Source organism: Aeromonas sp. MTB (assembly GCF_056632455.1).
On the sequence record NZ_CP147026.1, the window covers coordinates 1,248,703 to 1,269,212 of the forward strand.

At 54.4% G+C, this 20,510-nt stretch carries 17 protein-coding genes; 15 read left to right on the plus strand and 2 right to left on the minus strand.

The window, feature by feature from the left end:
- Nucleotides 1–8 precede the first annotated feature (8 nt).
- From WBR25_RS05905 to WBR25_RS05915, 3 genes are all read left to right on the plus strand, one after another.
- Nucleotides 9–488, plus strand: a complete 480-nt coding sequence (locus tag WBR25_RS05905; protein WP_017788562.1) for a cytochrome c-type biogenesis protein — start codon at nt 9–11, stop codon at nt 486–488.
- Entirely contained in the window at nt 485–1,753 is a 1,269-nt protein-coding gene (ccmI, locus tag WBR25_RS05910; protein WP_479749549.1) for a c-type cytochrome biogenesis protein CcmI, read from the plus strand. Before WBR25_RS05905 ends, ccmI begins: the two co-directional genes overlap by 4 nt.
- Nucleotides 1,754–1,838: 85 nt before the next feature.
- Complete coding sequence (locus WBR25_RS05915; RefSeq protein ID WP_005334673.1) at nt 1,839–2,651, plus strand: MlaA family lipoprotein; 813 nt, start codon at nt 1,839–1,841, stop codon at nt 2,649–2,651.
- A gap of 112 nt (nt 2,652–2,763) precedes the next feature.
- On the opposite strand, the gene sodB is transcribed toward WBR25_RS05915, so the two are convergent.
- On the minus strand, nt 2,764–3,348 hold the full coding sequence (sodB, locus tag WBR25_RS05920) for a superoxide dismutase [Fe] (protein WP_019444736.1): 585 nt from the start codon (nt 3,346–3,348) through the stop codon (nt 2,764–2,766).
- A 288-nt stretch (nt 3,349–3,636) separates the two neighbouring features.
- On the opposite strand from sodB, the gene WBR25_RS05925 reads away from it, so the two are divergent.
- The 6 genes from WBR25_RS05925 (at nt 3,637) to WBR25_RS05950 (ending at nt 10,888) form a co-directional block, all read left to right on the plus strand.
- Nucleotides 3,637–3,981 carry a Grx4 family monothiol glutaredoxin gene (locus tag WBR25_RS05925; RefSeq protein WP_005353650.1) on the plus strand — a complete coding sequence of 115 codons (345 nt, stop codon included), beginning with the start codon at nt 3,637–3,639 and terminating at the stop codon, nt 3,979–3,981.
- Between the two features lie 359 nt (nt 3,982–4,340).
- Nucleotides 4,341–5,345, plus strand: a complete 1,005-nt coding sequence (tdcB, locus tag WBR25_RS05930) for a bifunctional threonine ammonia-lyase/L-serine ammonia-lyase TdcB (RefSeq protein ID WP_043820948.1) — start codon at nt 4,341–4,343, stop codon at nt 5,343–5,345.
- A gap of 11 nt (nt 5,346–5,356) precedes the next feature.
- Nucleotides 5,357–6,688 (plus strand): threonine/serine transporter TdcC, encoded by a 1,332-nt coding sequence (tdcC, locus tag WBR25_RS05935; protein ID WP_019444738.1) that lies wholly within the window; start codon nt 5,357–5,359, stop codon nt 6,686–6,688.
- 199 nt (nt 6,689–6,887) lie between these two features.
- The gene (tdcD, locus tag WBR25_RS05940) at nt 6,888–8,096 is read left to right on the plus strand and encodes a propionate kinase (protein WP_479749550.1); all 1,209 of its coding nucleotides are present in this window, start codon (nt 6,888–6,890) and stop codon (nt 8,094–8,096) included.
- Between the two features lie 44 nt (nt 8,097–8,140).
- On the plus strand, nt 8,141–10,435 hold the full coding sequence (gene pflB / locus WBR25_RS05945; protein WP_479749551.1) for a formate C-acetyltransferase: 2,295 nt from the start codon (nt 8,141–8,143) through the stop codon (nt 10,433–10,435).
- A gap of 69 nt (nt 10,436–10,504) precedes the next feature.
- Nucleotides 10,505–10,888, plus strand: coding sequence for a RidA family protein (locus tag WBR25_RS05950; protein ID WP_005334653.1), 384 nt, complete (start codon nt 10,505–10,507; stop codon nt 10,886–10,888).
- An 81-nt stretch (nt 10,889–10,969) separates the two neighbouring features.
- On the opposite strand, the gene WBR25_RS05955 is transcribed toward WBR25_RS05950, so the two are convergent.
- Nucleotides 10,970–12,181, minus strand: coding sequence for an RsmB/NOP family class I SAM-dependent RNA methyltransferase (locus tag WBR25_RS05955; protein WP_047434271.1), 1,212 nt, complete (start codon nt 12,179–12,181; stop codon nt 10,970–10,972).
- Between the two features lie 215 nt (nt 12,182–12,396).
- Here WBR25_RS05955 and WBR25_RS05960 point away from each other — a divergent pair, with 215 nt between their 5' ends.
- The 6 genes from WBR25_RS05960 (at nt 12,397) to pdxH (ending at nt 20,480) form a co-directional block, all read left to right on the plus strand.
- Nucleotides 12,397–14,373 carry a reprolysin-like metallopeptidase gene (locus WBR25_RS05960; RefSeq protein WP_479749552.1) on the plus strand — a complete coding sequence of 659 codons (1,977 nt, stop codon included), beginning with the start codon at nt 12,397–12,399 and terminating at the stop codon, nt 14,371–14,373.
- On the plus strand, nt 14,370–14,699 hold the full coding sequence (locus WBR25_RS05965) for a hypothetical protein (protein WP_120415664.1): 330 nt from the start codon (nt 14,370–14,372) through the stop codon (nt 14,697–14,699). Before WBR25_RS05960 ends, WBR25_RS05965 begins: the two co-directional genes overlap by 4 nt.
- A gap of 253 nt (nt 14,700–14,952) precedes the next feature.
- Nucleotides 14,953–16,917: a reprolysin-like metallopeptidase gene (locus WBR25_RS05970; RefSeq protein WP_479749553.1), complete on the plus strand. Its 1,965-nt coding sequence runs from the start codon at nt 14,953–14,955 to the stop codon at nt 16,915–16,917.
- Nucleotides 16,896–17,234: a hypothetical protein gene (locus tag WBR25_RS05975; RefSeq protein ID WP_080768659.1), complete on the plus strand. Its 339-nt coding sequence runs from the start codon at nt 16,896–16,898 to the stop codon at nt 17,232–17,234. Before WBR25_RS05970 ends, WBR25_RS05975 begins: the two co-directional genes overlap by 22 nt.
- 304 nt (nt 17,235–17,538) lie before the next feature.
- The gene (locus WBR25_RS05980; RefSeq protein WP_479749554.1) at nt 17,539–19,665 is read left to right on the plus strand and encodes a reprolysin-like metallopeptidase; all 2,127 of its coding nucleotides are present in this window, start codon (nt 17,539–17,541) and stop codon (nt 19,663–19,665) included.
- 176 nt (nt 19,666–19,841) lie between these two features.
- On the plus strand, nt 19,842–20,480 hold the full coding sequence (pdxH, locus tag WBR25_RS05985; RefSeq protein ID WP_005353629.1) for a pyridoxamine 5'-phosphate oxidase: 639 nt from the start codon (nt 19,842–19,844) through the stop codon (nt 20,478–20,480).
- Nucleotides 20,481–20,510: the final 30 nt, after the last annotated feature.

A 20,510-nucleotide genomic window follows, 5' to 3' on the forward strand; every position in this document is an offset into this window, starting at 1 on the left:
GAGTCCTGATGAGAGTATTTATTGCTTCCCTGCTGCTGTTGCTGGGATGGGTGGTGCAAGCGCCCGCCATGGCCGCTATCGATGTCTACACCTTCGACAACGACAATCAGGAGCAGGTCTTCCGTGAACTGACCAAGGAGCTGCGTTGCCCCAAGTGTCAGAACCAGGATATCGCCGACTCCAATGCTGGGCTGGCCAAGGACTTGCGCGACAAGACCTACCAGATGGTGCGCGAGGGTAAGGATAAAGAGGAGATCGTGGATTACATGGTGGCCCGCTACGGCAACTTTATCCTCTATAACCCGCCCCTGATGGCCTCCACCCTGATCCTCTGGCTCGGCCCGCTGCTGGTGATCCTGATCGGTGGCGCCGTGGTCGTGATGCGCAGCCGCCGGCCACCTGCGGTGAAAAAACAACTGGATAACGCCTTGAGCGAGGAGGAGCAGCGCCGACTGGCCGAGCTGCTCAAAGAGGAAGAGAAACAATGACCGCTTTTTGGATAGTTATTGCGGGCTTGCTGGTGCTGGTGAGTCTGGCGCTCGTCGTGCCGCTGTGGCGTGGTGAAGGCAAACAGAGCATCAGTCGCTCGGCACTCAACAAACAGCTCTATCGCCAGCGGCTGCTGGAGATTGGCGAAGAGCGCGAGCAGGGTGTCCTGGCTGAGGAGTCCGACTCGCTGGTCGAGCTGCAACGAAGCCTCTTGGATGATATCCCCGATGTGGAGCAGACTGCCCGCAGTGGCAAGAGTCTGATCTGGATCCCGGGTGTACTGGTGCTGTTGGTGGTGAGTCTGGGGCTCTACTACAAGTTGGGCTCCTGGCAAGAGGTGAGTCGCTGGCAAGATGCCAGCAGCCGTCTTGGCGAGTTTAGTAACCGTATTTTGGTGGAGCGGGATGCTCAGGTGACCGAGCAGGATCTGCTGGATTTCACGCTGGCACTGCGTACCCGCCTCAAGGATGAACCGAACGACTACCGCGGTTGGCTGTTGCTGGGACGTTTGGCGCTGGATGGCAATGATCCTGAAATGGCCAGCGAGGCGCTGGAGCGGGCCTACACGCTGGCTCCCCAGAAATCGCTGGTGGCGGTGCCCTATGCGCAGGCGCTGATGATGACGGGGGATGAGGCGCAAGCGGATGCCCTGTTGCAGGCTGCTATCGCGCAGGATCCGGACAATATCGAGGCGCGTTCCGTCTATGCCTTTATGGCGCTGCAAAAAGAGGACTTCCAGACCGCGCTGTCTCGCTGGCAGGCGATGTTGCCACTGATGGAGAAAGGCACTCCCCGTTACGTGATGGTCGAGCGCTCCATGGAGTATGCCCGCGCGCAGCTTAAACAGCGCGGCATCGAGGTGACGAATTCAGGCGCAGCCAACGCGGGCGAAGCTGAGGGAAAACCGCTCGCGGTGAAGGAGGGGGAATTCCCCATCCACGTCACGTTGGCGGCGGGCATTCAGATGCCGGAAGATGCCCATCTCTTCGTCTTTGCCGTGGTGCCCAACGGGCCGCCCATGCCCATCGCCGTGAAGCGTATCGCAGGGCCAACCTTGCCTGTTACCCTGTCACTCGGGGATGGCGATGCCATGATGGAAGGTAGCAAACTGGCGGCCTATCCGGAGCTGCAGTTCAAGGCACGTCTCTCGCGCGGTGGCAATGTGATGAACAAGGAAGGAGCCTTCGAAGGGGTATCCGTGCCGGTCAAGACGGCCGAGATCCCTGCTGCTCCGATTGACATCCGCATCGATCACGCCCTCTAATATGCCTTTGGATAACCCGGCTCCTGGATAGGAGCCGGGTTATCTATACTTCTGATAAATCAAAATAAAACGTCAGGACAATCATATGTATCTTCGTTCAGGGGCCATACTGGCAGCCCTCTTGCTGGCTGGCTGTGCCGGTGGCCCACCCAAGCCTGGCCCAGAGAGTCTGGATCTCAATCCCGGCATGAATAATCCGGGAGCCACCAGTACGGCGGCCGATCCGCGCGATCCCTTCCAAGGGGCCAACCGGGCCATGTGGGCGGTCAACTATGATGTGCTGGAGCCCTATGTGGCACGTCCTGTGGTACATGCCTATGCCCGCTACATTCCGGTAGGGGTGAAGGATGGCATTGCCAACTTTGTTGCCAACTTTGATGAGCCAAGCAGCATGGTGAACCATCTGATCACCGGTGATTTGAAAGGGGCAGGCACCAACCTGGGGCGCTTTACCCTCAACACCACGGTCGGTCTGCTGGGTATCTTCGATGTGGCCAAACATGCCGGCCTCGAGCGCAACAAGCTGGAGATGGATACCGTGCTGGGCAGGGCCGATATCGGTAATGGTGCCTACATCATGGTGCCTGTCTACGGCCCGACTACCACCCGGGAGCTGGTTGGTGATGCGATTGACAGCTTCTACTTCCCCTATGCCCTGTTAACCTTCCCGATGAAGGTTGCACACTGGGCACTGGATGGCTTGGGCACACGTGCCAAGCTGATCGATCAGGAGCGGATCATCGACAACTCCCTCGATCCTTATGCGCTGACCAAGGACTTCTACCTGCAATATAACCAGGGCAAGGTGACGGGCAAGCAGACCGAGCTGAAAGCGTCTCAGCAAGAGCAGGCTGACGACGCCAATCTGGATGAATACATGGACGAGCTGGACCAGTAAGCGGGTCATCTCGATATGTAAAAGGCGCCCGCGGGCGCCTTATTCATTTACGCAGCCATCTCGAGATAAAAAAACGCCCCGCAGTGCGGGGCGTTTTGGCAAGCGAGGCTGATTAGGCAGCCAGATTCTTGGCCACGAATTCCCAGTTAACCAGAGCCCAGAAGGTTTCCATGTACTTCGGACGCAGGTTGCGGAAGTCGATGTAGTAGGCGTGCTCCCACAGGTCAACGGTCAGCAGCGGGGTGGTACCGGCTTCAGTCAGCGGGCAACCGGCGTTGGAGGTGTTGACGATAGCCAGAGAGCCGTCAGCTTTCTTCACCAGCCAAGTCCAGCTGGAACCGAAGTTGCCGATGGCTGATTTGGTGAAGGCATCTTTGAACTCGGCGAAGGAGCCGAATGCCTTGTTGATGGCCTCAGCCAGGGCGCCAGTCGGCTCGCCACCGCCATTCGGGGAGAGGCAGTGCCAGTAGAAGGTGTGGTTCCAGATCTGGGCGGCGTTGTTGAAGATGCCGCCGTTGGAGGTCTTGATGATCTCTTCCAGAGACTTGCCTTCAAACTCGGTACCCGGCACCAGATTGTTCAGGTTGACCACGTAGGTGTTGTGGTGCTTGCCGTGGTGATATTCCAGAGTTTCCTGGGAGATGTGCGGTTCCAGAGCGTTGATTGCATAGGGCAGAGCGGGAAGTTCGAATGCCATTTTCTACTCTCCATTGGCTGGACCGTGCGAAGGCGACGGTTGCAAGACATTGCGTACTCTTTTCTATATGTGAAAAGAGTTGTTTTTAAAATGATGGGGCTGGGTAGCCCAAAGCCAAGGGATTGTAGCAGTATCAAAGATGGCCTAACAACTCTTGATTGGCGCCATGATCGCGATCAATCCTGTGTGGGTTCTTTGCACAATTCGAGCCGGGTCACCCCTTTGTCAGTTTGTGCTCGGGCAAGATTGCAGTAGAATGGCCGCCGAAATCGCTCTAGTGAGGCACCTATGGAAACTATTGAAAAGATTAAGCAGCAGCTGGCTGACAACCCCATCATCATCTACATGAAGGGCTCCCCCAAGCTACCCAGCTGTGGCTTCTCTGCCCAGGCCTCCCAGGCTCTGATGTCCTGCGGCGAGCCGTTTGCCTACGTTGATATCCTGCAAAATCCGGATATCCGCGCCGAATTGCCAAAATTCGCCAACTGGCCGACCTTCCCCCAACTGTGGGTTGAGGGTGAGCTGATCGGTGGCTGTGACATCATGATCGAGATGTTCCAGGCTGGCGAGTTGCAGGCTCTGATCAAAGAGACTGCTGCCAAGTACAAGAAAGATGATGCTGCAGCCGAGTAATCGGTTCTGTGTTGTCGAGAGGGAGCCTTATAGGCTCCCTTTTTTATTGTCCCGGTTCTGGCAGGAAAGCAACTGATTGCCGGTTGCAAAAAGCAACGCAATTGCCCTGAAAAATCTAATCTTTACGGCTTTGTTTTGGAGTTGTTAATTATATTGCTTGCCAATATCTGATTACTTTTTTTAATCCATTTGGATTCAAGTGTTGCTGCCATCACATTTTTTGATAATTTCACCGTAACGCAGTCTCTTTGTAGATTTTTTTGTGTTTATGCTCACATTAATTGCAAGTGATAGAACCTAGTATCGCTTCGCCCTGTGAAATAAAACCCTACAAATTAATAAATAAAAAGAGATTTGCGATGAAGATGTATAGCAATCTGCCCATTGGTCTTCATGATATTACTGAAGCCAAAAAAAGACTGACCAATCATATATACAAGACCGCGCAACTACCCTCTAACTACATCAGCGAACGTTGCCATGGCGAGGTTTATCTCAAGCTTGAAAACATGCAACGTACAGGCTCTTTTAAAATTCGTGGTGCCTTCAACAAACTCAGTTCATTAAGTCTGGAAGACCGACAAAAAGGAGTTGTCGCCTGCTCGGCGGGCAATCATGCCCAAGGTGTATCACTCTCCAGTGCTATGCTGGGAATTGATGCCAAGGTGGTCATGCCTTGCTGTGCCCCCAAATCCAAAATTGCTGCAACCAGTGACTATTCAGCCAAAGTGATCCTCCATGGAAATAGCTTCAATGACACCATTGCCAAAGTCAGCGAAATCGTGGAGATGGAAGATCGCGTATTTATTCCCCCCTTCGACGATGCAAAAGTGATTGCCGGCCAGGGCACCATCGGCCTGGAAATTATCGAAGATTTGTATGATGTCGATAACATCATAGTGCCGATCGGTGGTGGTGGTTTGATTGCCGGTGTTGCCATGGCTATCAAATCTATTAATCCGACCATCAAGGTGATTGGTGTGCAATCCGAGAATGTGCACGGTATGGCGGCTTCTTTCTATGCCGGTACCATGACCAATCACAGAACCAGCAGCACGCTGGCCGATGGCTGTGATGTGGCAAGACCCGGTTCACTGACCTTCGAAATCGTCAAACAATTGGTGGATGATATTGTACTGGTCACCGAGGATGATATTCGTCATAGCATGGTTGACCTTATTCAGCGCAACAAGGTGATTACCGAAGGGGCGGGAGCTCTGGCCTCGGCAGCGCTGCTCAGTGGCAAGCTGAAACATTATGTCGAAGGTAAAAAGACCGTCAGCATTATTTCGGGTGGCAATATTGATCTGACCCGGATCGCCGAAATTATCGAACAGAACAATATTCGTCAATTTAGCCTGTAAGGAATGCAGTCATGATATTAGACAGTGTTGTCACCGGCAGTAAAGAGAATACGCGTGCATGGCGTAAATCGGATACCACATGGGGATTAGGTCTGTTCGGTACTGCTATCGGGGCGGGTGTCTTGTTCTTTCCAATCCGGGCCGGATATGGTGGCCTGATCCCGATATTAATCATGCTGGTGCTGGCTTATCCCATTGCATTTTATTGCCACAGAGCGTTAGCCAGATTATGTCTTTCTGGCAGTAATCCATCGGCAAATATTACCGAGACCGTTGAAGAGCATTTTGGCAAAATGGGTGGAGTAGTAATTACCTTCCTCTATTTCTTTGCCATCTGCCCACTGCTGTGGATATATGGTGTGACGATCACCAATACCTTTATGGCATTTTGGGAGCATCAACTACAGTTGGTTCCGCTTAATCGAGGTGTGGTTGCACTGGCATTGTTGATGTTGATGGCATTCGTGATCTACTTCGGTAAAGATCTGATGGTCAAGGTGATGAGCTATCTGGTCTTTCCCTTTATTGCCAGTCTGATCGTTATCTCTCTCTCCCTCGTCCCGTACTGGAACAGTGCCGTCTTTGATCAGGTCAATCTGAGCGAGATATCGATGTTTGGTCACGATGGTATTCTGGTTACCGTCTGGCTGGGGATCTCCATCATGGTCTTCTCCTTTAACTTCTCGCCGATTGTCTCCTCTTTCATCGTCTCCAAACGGGAAGAGTATGAGCAGGAGTTCGGTCGTGATTTTACCGAGAAGCGCTGCTCGAAGATTATCTCCGGTGCCAGCATGCTGATGGTGGCCGTGGTGATGTTCTTTGCCTTCAGCTGCCTCTTTACCCTGTCACCGCAAAATATGGCGGAAGCCAAAGCCCAGAATATTCCGGTGCTCTCCTATCTGGCCAACCACTTCTCCTCAATGACGGGCAGCAAGTCTGCGTTTGCCACCACCCTGGAGTATGCGGCGTCCATTATCGCGCTGGTTGCTATCTTCAAATCCTTCTTCGGTCACTATCTGGGGACGTTGGAAGGGTTGAATGGCCTTATCCTCCGCTTTGGCTACCAGGGCGACAAGAGCAAGGTTTCCAGTAAAAAACTCAATATGGTCAGTATGTTGTTCATCATGGGATCCACCTGGCTGGTCGCTTATGTGAACCCCAACATCCTCGACCTGATTGAGGCAATGGGGGCGCCAATCATCGCTTCCCTGCTCTGTCTGCTGCCGATGTATGCGGTGAGCAAGACACCGGCACTGGCAAAATATAAAGGTCAGGCCAGCAACCTGTTTGTCACCATCATCGGTGTGCTGACCATCCTGAATATAGTTTCCAAGCTGTTCTGAAAACCTTTTCTGCAAGTCATCAACCATTCAGGCCCCCCTGGTGGGGTCTGGATGGTGCAGTCAGACATGAGCAATAACCGGTTCTTCGTTGGCCACAATTATGTGGGCCCCGGGTAAGGCTTGCCGTTTTTTGACTTTCTGTTTATGGCGAAATGCCCTGACTGCAGTGACTCGACACTATTAATCTCGAGGCGATGTAATGAAGTTTGATTCGTTGTTTCTGGTTATCAATTGCGGCTCCTCATCGGTCAAATTCTCGGTACTGGAGAGTCAATCCTGTGAGGTGGTGATATCCGGTATGGCGGATGGTATTGAGACGGCCCATCCACAATTGCAAGTGGGTAAAGAGCCCGCAATGTCATTAGCTGAAAATAACCACACCTGTGCATTGGCTGCCATTGCAGCTGAATTGAAAAAACGGGATCTTCTGGATGCCATTGTGCTGATTGGTCATCGGATTGCGCATGGTGGTAGTGAATTTAGCGAAGCCGTGATCATTGATGAACATGTCTTGGCCAAAATAAAGCAGGTGTCACCCTTGGCTCCCCTGCACAATCACGCCAATTTAAGCGGCGTGATGGCCGCCCGCCAGCTATTTCCCAACCGGCCACAAATTGCGGTATTTGATACCGGTTTTCACCAGACCCTGAAGCCGGAAGCCTATATCTATGGGCTGCCTTATCAATATTTGCAGGATTACGGTGTGCGCCGTTATGGCTTCCATGGCACCTCTCATCGCTATGTCGCCGAGCAGGCGGTCTCCTTCCTTGAGTTGAATGGCAAAGATGCCGGTCTCGTCATTGCTCATCTGGGTAATGGTGCCTCTATTTGCGCGGTGCAGGATGGCAAGAGTGTCGATACCTCGATGGGGATGACCCCGCTGGAGGGGCTGATTATGGGCAGTCGCAGCGGTGATATCGACTTTGGTGCGCTGGCCTATATCGCCAGCAAGACCGGGCAATCCATCGAGGATATCGAGCGGATATTGAACAAGCAGTCCGGCCTGCTGGGTATTTCGGGGCTCTCCTCCGATATGCGGGTATTGGAAGCAGCCTACCACGAAGGACATCCCGGGGCAAAATTGGCTATTCACGCTTTTGTCCATCGAATTGCCCGCCATATCGGCGGCCATGCCACCTCATTGCGCCGGCTGGATGCCGTTATTTTCACCGGCGGGATCGGCGAGAACTCGGCCTTTATCAGAAAGCTGGTATGCGAACGGCTTCAGGTATTTGGCGTAGCGATCAGCGAGCCGTTTAACCAGCGTCCCAATAGCGAGGGTTGTCGGGTTATTTCGGCGGCAGAGTCCATGGTGCTGGCGGCGGTTATTCCCACCAATGAAGAGAAAATGATCGCGCTGGATGCCATTCGTCTGGGGCAGCAGGTTCGTCAGGCCGAGGGCGTCTGACATTTTCCACTGTAGTGTCATGAGTAGTGAATGAGGTTTATTTGATGAAAGTTGATATGCAATTGGATCAGGATAAATTCCGTCAGGCATGGCAAGGGTTTGCCGGTGAAAACTGGAAGCACGAGATCAACGTCCGTGATTTTATCCAGCAGAACTACACCCCCTATGAAGGTGACGAACAGTTTTTAGCGGATGCCACAGAAGCGACCACCACTTTGTGGAACAAGGTGATGGAGGGGATCCGTATCGAGAACGCCACCCACGCACCGGTCGATTTTGATACCAATATTGCCACCACAATCACCGCCCACGGGCCGGGCTATATCGAGCAGGGGCTGGAAAAGATTGTTGGCCTGCAAACCGACAAGCCCCTTAAAAGAGCGCTGCACCCGTTTGGCGGTGTAAATATGATCCGCAGCTCTTTTGAAGCATATGGCCGGGAGATGGATCCCGAATTTGAATATACCTTCAGCGAATTGCGCAAAACCCATAACCAGGGAGTGTTCGACGTCTACTCTCCCGAGATGTTGCGCTGCCGAAAGTCGGGGATTTTGACCGGTTTGCCGGATGGTTACGGCCGTGGTCGCATTATCGGAGATTATCGTCGGGTCGCGCTCTATGGCATAGATTATCTAATCCGTGAGCGGGAGCTGCAGTTTGCCGATCTGCAACCGGCGCTTGAGCGGGGAGAGCAGCTGGAGCAGGTGATCCGCCAGCGCGAGGAGCTGGCCGAGCACAAGCGGGCACTGGTGCAGATCAAGCAGATGGCGGCCAACTACGGCTTTGACATCTCCGGGCCAGCACGCACGGCGCAGCAGGCGGTGCAGTGGCTCTACTTTGCCTATCTGGCTGCGGTGAAGTCGCAAAATGGCGGGGCCATGTCCCTCGGTCGTACTGCCACCTTCCTCGACATCTATATCGAGCGGGATCTTAAGGCGGGGCTTATCAGCGAGCAGGATGCCCAGGAGCTGGTTGATCACTTCATCATGAAGATCCGCATGGTACGTTTCCTGCGTACCCCCGAGTTTGACTCCCTCTTCTCCGGCGACCCCATTTGGGCCACCGAGGTGATTGGTGGCATGGGGCTGGATGGTCGTACTCTGGTGACCAAGAACTCTTTCCGTTACCTCCACACCCTCAAGACCATGGGGCCGGCGCCCGAGCCCAACCTCACCATCCTTTGGGCGGAAGGGCTGCCGCGGGCCTTCAAGACCTATGCGGCCCGCGTCTCCATCGATACCTCATCCCTGCAGTATGAAAACGATGACCTGATGCGCACCGACTTCGAGAGCGATGACTATGCCATCGCCTGCTGTGTGAGCCCCATGGTGATCGGCAAGCAGATGCAGTTCTTCGGTGCCCGTGCCAACCTGGCCAAGACCCTGCTCTACTGCATCAACGGCGGGGTGGACGAGAAGCTTAAGATCCAGGTTGGCCCGAAAGTGGCGCCCATCATGGACGAGGTGCTGGATTACGAGACCGTCATGGCGAGCCTCGACAGCTTTATGGATTGGCTGGCGGTGCAGTACATCAGCGCGCTCAACCTTATTCACTACATGCACGACAAGTACAGCTACGAAGCCTCGCTGATGGCGCTGCACGATCGCGACGTCTATCGCACCATGGCCTGCGGCATTGCCGGTCTGTCGGTGGCGGTCGATTCGCTGGCGGCCATCAAGTACGCCAGGGTCAAGCCGGTGCGCGATGCCGACGGGCTGGCGGTCGATTTCGTGATTGAGGGGGAGTATCCCCAGTACGGCAACAATGACGAGCGGGCCGACTCCATCGCCTGCGATCTGGTCGAGCGCTTCATGAAGAAGATCCAGGCGCTGCCGACCTACCGCAATGCGGTACCGACCCAGTCGATCCTGACCATCACCTCCAACGTGGTCTATGGCCAGAAGACCGGCAACACCCCGGATGGCCGCCGTGCCGGTGCGCCGTTTGCACCGGGGGCAAACCCGATGCACGGTCGGGATCGCAAGGGAGCGGTCGCTTCGCTGGCCTCGGTGGCCAAGCTGCCGTTCAAATACGCCAAGGACGGGATCTCCTACACCTTCTCCATCGTGCCGGGGGCGCTCGGCAAGGAGCCGGCCAATCGCGAGAGCAATCTGGTGGGGCTGATGGATGGCTACTTCCATCATGAGCGGGATGTGGAAGGGGGTCAGCACCTCAACGTCAATGTGATGAATCGCGAGATGCTGCTGGATGCCATCGACAATCCGGACAAGTACCCCAGCCTGACCATCCGGGTCTCCGGTTATGCGGTGCGCTTCAACGCCCTGACCCGCGAGCAGCAGCAGGACGTCATCTCCAGAACCTTCACCAACATGATGTAACTCTCATGCCCGGGGTGAGCAGGCTTGCTCCGGGCCTACTTTTTGTTTGTCAGCACGAGGAAGTAACAGATGCGACAGGTTATCACTACCAAGGCGGCGCCGAGCGCCATCGGCCCCTATGTGCAGGCCACCCGGATTGGCAACATCCTATACACCTCCGGTCAGATCCCGCTGGACCCGGTGAGCGGCGACGTTGCGGAGGGGATCGAAGCGCAGACCCTGCGCTCCCTGCAAAACGTACAGGCGATTGTCGAGGCGGCAGGCGGCGAGGTGCGCAACATCTTCAAGACCACGGTGTTTGTCTCGGATTTGAACGACTTTGCTGCGGTGAATCAGGTCTACAACGACTTCTTCACCGAGCACGATGCCATGTATCCGGCTCGCTCCTGCGTAGAAGTGGCTCGGTTACCGAAGGATGTGAAGATCGAGATAGAGGCGATTGCTGCGCTGTAACCCCATCGGGAGTGTGTCAGCAAGCCAAAACAAAGCGGCTGCCAATGGCAGCCGCTTTTGTCTATATGGTCATCGGGCAGATCAGGCGATCCGTTCGATACGAGCCATGTAGAAGCCGTCGAAGCCGGTCTCGGACGGGCTCACGGTGTGATCGTCACGCAGACGGAAGTTTTCGTTGGCGGCGAGGAACTTGTCCACCTGCTGGCGGTTCTCCTCGGGCAGGATGGAGCAGGTTGCATAGACCAGCAGGCCGCCCACTTTCACCATCTGGCTGTAACGCTGCAGGATCTCTTCTTGCAGCGCGACCAGCACCGGCAGACGCTCGGCGGTATCACGCCACTTGGCATCCGGATTGCGCTTGAGTACGCCCAGACCGGAGCAGGGCACGTCCAGCAGTACGCGGTCGGCGCTCTCTTTGAGGCGCTTGACGGTCTTGCTGCTGGTGATGACCCGGGTCTCCACGTTGTGGGCACCGGCGCGACGAGCGCGTTGCTTGAGGTTCTCCAGCTTCCACTCTTCCACATCCATTGCCAGCAGACGGCCTTTGCCCTGCATCATGGCGGCGATATGCAGGGTCTTGCCACCAGCACCGGCACAGGCGTCGATAACGCGCATGCCTGGGGCAACTTCCAAAGCGGCAGCAACCAGCTGGGAGCCTGCGTCCTGCTGTTCGAAGCAACCATCGGCAAAGGCCTTGGTGCGGAACAGGGCGGCGTCGGAGGTGACCTGCAGTGCAGTCTCCACACCTTCAACCGGAATGGTGGTGACCTGCTCTTTGGCCAGCATGGCTTGCAGCTCATCACGGGTGCACTTGAGGGTGTTGACCCGCAGGTAACGCTTGGGCATCCAGGCTAGGGCTGCACGCTCGGCAGGCCAGGCTTCACCCAACTGCTCGCTACCCAGTTTCTCCAGCCAGCTCGGGCAACCATCCATCAATACCGGGTTCTTCTTCGCCTCGGTCAGACGGCGGCGGAATGCCTCTTCATTGAAGCGATCCAGGGTCGGGTGGTTGGGCTGGGCAATTTTGTGGAAGGCATGCCAGCTGTGCAGCAGCGGCCAGACATTCTTTTCGGCCTGACGCACCTGAATGCCGGTGAGGAAGCAATAGAGGCTGAGACGGCGCAGCAGGTCGCCGGTGACCAGGGCAATCCTTGCCTGTTCTTGCGGTTTGAGTTCGATGCCGGAGAAGTGACGGGCATAAGCGCGGTCGAGGGTAAGACCCTGACCGAGCACATCGTCAACAATGGCAACGACCAGATCCCCGAAACGGGGCAACAGTGGGGATTTGAGCATGAGATTAACCTTGGCCAGATAAAGATGAACCGCACCTTTGTGAAGAGGGGCAGTTCTAAAATTGACAAATCCGCGCAATGATAGGGGTTAGACGGGGTTGGCGCAACACTCCCCATGGGTGAGTGGCTGAAACAGTGGCGCCGGGCTTTTTGATTCGGCGGGATAATGATGCCGGTAATGGTTCAAAAAAGTGCATGACTACAAGGATGACAAAGATGCATGTGACCAGTAAGTGTTCGTTGGCCCTGTTGGTGGCCAGTTTGTTAGGGTCAACCAGCCTGATGGCCAGCGAGTGGAGTACGGTAGCCGCCAGAGCGACTGCGGAGCAAGGTTATGAGGTGCGGGCCAATCAGTTTCGGGTGGCCAAGGTGCCGCTCGACTATTTTGCCGGGCTGCAAGCCGGGGCGAGTGAGCTGACCCTGCCGCTGCCCGATGGGGGGGAGGTCACCTTTGCTCTGGAAGCCTACGACTTGCTGCCTGCAGATCTTGCCGCCAAGTATCCGCAGATCCGCACCTTCAAGGGTCACAACCCGGCGCATCCGATAGAGACGGGGCGTTTCGATCTGGGGCCGCAAGGTTTCCACGCCATGTTCAGCCATCAGGGCAAGATGGTATTTGTCGATCCGCTGCGCAATGCCGAAGGCTACGCCGTCTATTACCAGCAGGATGCCCATAGTCGATTGGAAGAGGCTGCAGATGAGGTGATAGGGCCCAAGCTCAGCAAACTGGTGCGCAAGGTGCAAGTGGATGGCAATGTTCGCAAGCGCTACGTCATTGCCATTTCGGCGACAGGAGAATTTACCCAATACCACGGTGGCTCCAAAGCGCTTACCATGGCGGCGATTGCGACCTTGCTCAACCGCGTCAATCAGGTCTATCAACGGGATGTGGGCGCCGAATTCGTGCTGGCCAGTGGCAATGACAACCTGATCTTTACCGATCCGGCCAGCGACTTGTTTGCCAATGATAATTCGGATGCGCAGACCAATATCGGGGTACAGGCTTATTACTTTACCAATATGCAGCTTGGCAACTTTGATATCGGCCATGTACTCAATACCGGTAGCGGTGGTCTGGCCGGTTTGGCAGTGCTTTGTACCAACGATAAATCGGGCGGGATGTCGGGTTCACCCACACCGGTAGGAGATGCCTTCTTCGTTGACTATGTGGCTCATGAAATTGGCCACCAGTTTGGTGCCGATCATACCTTCAACGGCACTACCGGGAGTTGCGGTGCAGGTACCCGGGTTGCCAATCAAGCCTATGAGCCAGGTAGTGGCAGCTCCATCATGGCCTATGCCGGTATTTGTGGTGATGAGAATATCCAGACTCACAGCGACCCCTATTTTCATAGCAAGTCCATCGAGCAGATGCGTGCGCACATGGCGACCGTATCGACTTGTGGAACCACACTCGCGTTGAGCAATAATGCCCCGCAGGCAGCTGCAGGGGGGGACTATGTGATCCCTGCCAATACGGCCTTTATGTTAAAAGGGGCTGGTGGAGATCTGGATAATGACTCTCTGCTCTACAACTGGGAGCAGATCGATCTGGGCACTGAATCGAGCAGTGCCGCCACCATGATTGACGATGGCTCCCGGCCGCTGTTTCGTTTTGTCTCTCCCACGGCATCGTCGGAGCGGATCCTGCCGAGTTTGCCATCCCTGCTCTCCGGCACGCTTGCCAAAGGAGAGGCCTGGCCGACTACCAACCGGGATCTCAATTTCAGACTGACGGTGCGTGATGGTCAGGGTGGCGTTGCCAGTGATGACATGAAAGTGCAAGTGATCAATACCGGTGCGGCATTTCGCATCACCAACCCGTTTTACGGGGTGACTCTCACTCCGGGGGCCAGTCAGGCCATAGCATGGGATGTGGCGGGCACAACTGTGGCGCCGATCAGTTGCAGCAAGGTGGACATCTCGGTGACCCAGGATGAGGGCGCAAGCTGGACAATGCTCGCCGCCGGACAACCCAATAACGGCGCAGCAACGGTAACGTTGCCTGCCGATCTCACCAGCAGCGTCAGGCTGAAAGTGGCATGCAGCGACAATATCTTCTTTGCCATCAGTCCCCTCAAATTGCCTCTGGTGCAAGGTGGCTCGACTTCAGGTGGCGGCGGTGGTGGTGGGGCGCTCGGATTGTGGACGCTCGCTCTGGCGCTGCTCGGCTGGCAACGGAGGCGCACATGAAGGGAGTCCCTCTGTTGCTGCTTGTCATGCTCGGCGGTTGTCAGGCCGATGCCAGCACGCTGGAACAGGAGCTGAGTGCAAACCTCGCCAGGCAGGATTACCGCCTGATAGTGATAGCCGGGCGGGGAGAGTTCGCCCCCGGTATTGCAGCCGAGCAGCAGGCAGAGGCCAAGGCGCGCTGTGGCAAGCGTTATCTGGATGGATTGGGCGATGTGATAAGGCCCGGTCAGCAAGAGATACATGCCAAGTTGAGTGCTTACGCCAGCGAGTATAACCAGCGTATGGTGATTCATTGCCCAATAGCATCGGGCGCTGGCAAGCAGTAATACACCAACGAACCAATCCAAATGGAGGGGATACTCATCCCCCTATCTATCCGTGAAGGCGCCAATGGCGCCTTCACTTTTTTCCGTTGTTGAATGGGGCCAATCTGTATTGCCTGAGATGGGGAGCGCGGGTGTAGCACGATTTTTCAGCGTGACAGAAGTTTTGTGCGAATTTTCTTTTCTGTCTGTCACGCAGATCGTCAATTGACGCTGCACCATACTTGTTGTCACCAAGGTAGGGCAAGGAGGCTCTATGAAGCATGGCATTGCGGTGATTATCACCAGTTTGTCTGTTCAGGTTGCGGCAGAACCACAGTGGACCTTCATGGATGAAAACTTGGAAAGGGGAGGGGTCTATGATGTGCGAGCTGAAAAGGTCAGAGTGGTGGTTCCTGACAAGCCTTTTGAACCCGGGCATCTAGCCAGTGTATTGACCTTGCCATTGCCGGATGGCACTACGGTGCAGTTTGATGTTCATCCCAATGCCTTGCTACCGGAGCCTTTGGCCCAGCGCTACCCTTCTATCAATACTTACAGTGGGAAGGCTATTGATCGGGCGGCGGATACAGGCCGATTTGATGTCACCATACATGGTTTTCACGGTATGTTTACCCATCAGGGGCGTACCTTTTATGTCGATCCGCTTCAGGACGGTTTCTCTTATGCCGTTTATGAACAGCAAGATGCCTGGCGGCGACAGGATGTGGATCAGGTGATTGATCCTCATGGTATCGAGCGTGAGCGAGCTGTGCTGGTCGATGGCAATTTGCGCAAGCGCTACACTATCGCCATCTCGGCAACCGGGGAATATACCCAGTATCACGGTGGTACCAAGGTTGCAGCACTCTCGGCCATTGCAACACTGCTTAATCGGGTCAATGAAGTCTATCGCCGTGATGTGGGGGCCGAGTTTCAGCTTGCAGCTGATACGGACAATGTGATTTTCACCGATCCTGCGACGGATCCTTTCACCAACTCGACTCAGGATATCGCAATCAACCAGACCCAACAGGGGGTGTTGCTCAATCCTTCTTTTGATCTGGGCCATCTGCTGGCGACATCAGGCGGCGGGGTGGCGACCCTGAGATCCCTCTGTAACCCGTTTAGCCGTTCACGGGGCATGACCGGAGGGTCACAGCCTATCGGCGATGCATTCTTTATTGATTATGTGGCTCACGAATTGGGGCACCAGCTGGGGGCCGAGCACTCCTTCAATGGCATGGCCGACAGTTGTGCCACGGGTCGCAAGGCTAGCTCAGCTTGGGAACCGGGCAGTGGCTCGACCATCATGGCCTATGCCGGGATCTGTGGTGAGGAGAATCTGCAGGTTAACAGCACACCTTTCTTTCACAGCAAGTCGATCGAGCAGATGCGGGCTCTGATGGCCTCTCTGCCCTCCTGCGGCACCGACCTGGCGCTTGCCAATAACGCGCCGGTTGTGGATGCGGGGGGCGATAGGGTGATCCCCGCCAATACGCCTTTCACTCTTGTCGGTAGTGCGCTGGATCTGGATGGTCATCCCCTCAGTTACACCTGGGAGCAGGTTGATCTTGGCAATGCATCCTACAGCGTGGCAACCATGGTGGATGATGGAACCCGCCCGCTGTTTCGCTTTGTTTCACCAACATCGGATCCCCGTAGAACATTGCCTGCCATGAGCTCTCTGATATCGGGTGTCTTGGCCAAAGGAGAAGCGTGGCCTGCGACCAATCGCAATCTCCAGTTCCGCCTTACCGTACGTGATGGTCAGGGGGCGGTGAGCAGTGATGAAATGGTGGTTCAGGTGATCAATACCGGCGCGGCATTTGCCATCACAGCTCCGCAGATCGGCGCCATGGTGGCGGGTAGTACTCAGCTAGTGACATGGAATGTTGCCGGGACCAATCAGCCTCCTATCAATTGTCCCAGCGTGGATTTGGCACTGACACAGAATGGTGGTTCTACTTGGACTACGCTGGCAAGCGGGCTTGCCAATAACGGTTCGGCCAGTGTGGTGTTGCCTGCACCGTTGACCAGCACGGCCAGGCTGAAGCTGGCATGCAGCAATAATATTTTTTTCTCTATCAATGGGATAAGAGGTAATGCGTCTGCCACTACGGAAAGTGCAACTGTCATTACCGACAACAATGCGGGTGGCGGCGGTGGTGGTGGTGCAGTGAATCTTATCGTGATCCTCCTGATGGGAGGGGCAGCCGGATGGCGCAGGTATTACGGTTAGCCGTCAGTTTGCTGTTTCTATATATCTGCGCAGCGCCTGTTGTGGCCGCATCACTGACCGAGGCAATAGATGAAAGTCTTGCTGCTCAGGATTATCGGCTCATCGTGCGTGGCGGACGCGGTGGTATGGCTCCGGGGGTTGTGGAGTCATTGCAAGCAGAAGCGAGAACCCGGTGCGGAGTCCGTTATCTGAAAGGGTTCGGTGATGTGATTGAGATGGGTAAGGAGTCGGAGTTTGAGCAGCGGATTGACTATGCCACCCGATATAACCGACAGATGCTGGAAAGGTGCATGCCGGAGGCGATTTCAAGGCCGTAGTGGCTGTTCAACAACGGCGTGTAAATCGGCATGATTGGAGTTATAACTCTAATATTCCAAACATAGTGATAGCCTCATGGGAATGATTCGATGACTCACATATGAGCCTCCATATAATTTTTTTGGAGTTTTAACTCTATTAAAAGAACTGCTTAAAATGCTAACAAAATGAGCTGCTTATAAAATTTAACTCACTAACCTTATGATTTTAAATGAAATAAAATTCATTTAATTTTTATTGAAAAAGTTGAATTGTGACTTGTGTCACGTTATTCTCGCCGGCTGTTCAGTCAGGTGATTAATAATGATGAAGTTCACAATAAATGCAATCTCAGTTGTCATCGCAATGTCAGCCAATATCGCGCTGGCATCCCCATGGCATATGGTCGAAAAACGCAGCAAGCAGGCCGATGAACCTGTAAGGGCTCGTGCATACAATATCTTCGAGGTAGAACCGGATTTTTTAGAAAATCTGCGCTTGGGCCAAACCGTGATTACGCTACCATTGCCTGATGGCAAGATGGTGCAATATGAGTTGGAAGCCTATTCCGTATTGCCGCCTGCGTTGGCAGCAAAATACCCAGATATCATGACCTATAAAGGACATGAAGTGGGCACACCCAGCAATACCGGTCGCTTTGATATTTCTTCGCGTGGTTTTAACGGCATGTTTATGCATGCCGGAGAGCAGATATTTGTCGATATTCAGCGTAACGGTACCTACGCTGTCTATTACAAAAAAGATGCACATTCAATGAATGGCAAGAATATCAAGGAGATCATTGAAAAATCCGAGCTAAAAAAAAAGTTAGCACACAAAACTGAAGCGGCTCGTAACGAGACTAGCTATAGCAAGCCAGAGCTTACCAAGTATAAAATTGCATTCTCTACAACTAGCCAATATACCGCGCACTTTGGCGGAAAGGTGCAAGCATTGGCATCACTGGCAAACTTGGTTAACCGTTTAAACGAGGTATATGAAAGGGATTTAGGGGTTCGTTTCGAATTGGCAGATGGGAATGACAATGTTATATTCGAAAATCCTGTTGACGACCCTTTTGTGAACGGTAAATATCCAAAGTTTAAAAGCATCAGCACTATAAATGCTGTAGTTCAGAGAGAGAAACTGAATAGTAATGAGCTTGGCTATTTCGATATTGGTCATGTAGTAACGCAAACGGAAAAAAATGCAGGGAGTGCAATCCTTGGGTCATTGTGTGATAAAATAGATTCATATGCATCATATAGGTCTAACGCTGTTACAGGAAACAAAAATCCTGTTGGCGATGCATTTTTTATTGATTTTGTGGCGCATGAGATTGGTCATCAATTTGGCGCTGACCATACCTATAACGCTGATCAGGGACAGAGAGAGTCCTCCATGGCATGGGAGCCTGGCAGTGGTAGCTCCATCATGGCTTATGCAGGGCTGATGGGGGAGCAAAACGTACAGCTCAACAGCGATGCCTATTTTCATAGCAAGTCGATTGATATGATGCGCAAGCATATCAACAACCGTGAAGCTCAAGCAAAGAAGAGTGAGATCCTATTTGTTGGTGCGCCATTAGTGCTTGCTCCTATTTTTTCCTCGCGTTGTGGCACTGCTATCCCGAACCAAAATGGTGATAATCAGGCGCCAGAAATTACCGATGTGCCAGCAGAACATGTGATCCCTAAAGGGGTGGCATTTAGTCTGAGTGGCAAGGGTAATGATATTGACGGCGATACCCTTACCTATACCTGGGAGCAGGTTGATCTGGGGGATGCAACGACGAGTGGCGATCAATTGAGTTCAGGTCGCCTTGCAACCGGCCCCCTGTATCGTTACGCCGCGCCGACAACATCCCCGGTTCGCCACTTTCCTTCGCTGGCTACCCAGTTAAAAGGGGAAGCTGAGAAAGGTGATGTCTGGGTCAATGTGCCGCGCACCCTTAACTTCCGTCTGGTCGCCCGTGATGGCAAAGGCGGTGGTGCCTATGGTGAGACCTCGGTCGAAGTGGTCGATACAGGTTCACAAACCTTCAAGATATTGCCAGCCCCTGACCAGCGTATTCTGGTTGGCAGCCCGACCACAGTGAACTGGCAAGTAGCTGGCACGGACCGTCATCCTGTCAACTGTCAGCGGGTCGATATCAGTTATAGCAATGATGAAGGCAAGAGTTGGCAGCCGCTGGTCAATGGCGTGAGCAACAATGGCGCCCATGAGGTGACCATTCCGGCCAATGCTGGCAGCGCTGTTCGCCTCAAGCTGGCCTGTAGCGACAATATCTTCTATGCCATTACGCCAAAACTGGCGACCAAGAGCAGTGATACACCGGCTCCCCAGCCTGAAAGCAATGGCGGCGGTGGTGGCGGTTCGACCGGTCTGTTCGCGCTGCTGGGCCTTGGTATCGCTGCGCTGCTGCGTCGTCGTGAGATCGTGAGCTACTAAACCAGATAACCCAAGGGTGAGATTACCCATCTTTGGTAAATTGATAAACCAAGCGAAGAGGCGTTAGCCTCTTCGCTTTTTTTGTATGGTTTACAAGGTCGCTTTATCGAGCGCACAATGCCTGCGTCACTCTCTTGATGGTCGTGGAACCATTATTTATTTGAAGGAAAATCAAGATGATGGATGTTGCTGATCTGCGCCGTGAATACTCCCGTGGCGGGCTGCACCGGGCCGATCTGCCGGCCGAGCCGCTGGCGCTGTTCGAGAAGTGGTTGGCGCAGGCTTGTGAGGCCAAACTGACCGATCCCACCGCCATGGTGGTGGCGACGGTGGATGCCGATGGTCAGCCCTGGCAGCGTACCGTGCTGCTCAAGCACTACGACGCCCAGGGGATGGTCTTTTACACCAACATGGGCAGCCGCAAGGCGCAGCAGCTGGAAGGCAACCCCCGTATCAGCCTGCTCTTCCCCTGGCACACGCTCGACCGTCAGGTGCATGTGACCGGTCGGGTGGAGAAGATGAGCACCTTCGAGGTGATGAAGTATTTCCACAGCCGTCCCAAGGATAGCCAGATCGCCGCCTGGGTCTCCAAGCAGTCGACCCGCATCTCGGCCCGCGGCGTGCTGGAGGCCAAGTTCCTCGAGCTAAAGCAGAAGTTTGCCAATGGCGAAGTGCCGCTGCCGAGCTTCTGGGGTGGATTCCGGGTGGTGATCGAGACGGTGGAGTTCTGGCAGGGGGGCGAGCACCGGCTGCACGACCGCTTCTACTACACCCGCGACGGGGATGGCTGGCATATCGAGCGTCTGGCTCCCTGAGCGCGCTATTCAAATCTGTTTTCACAAGGA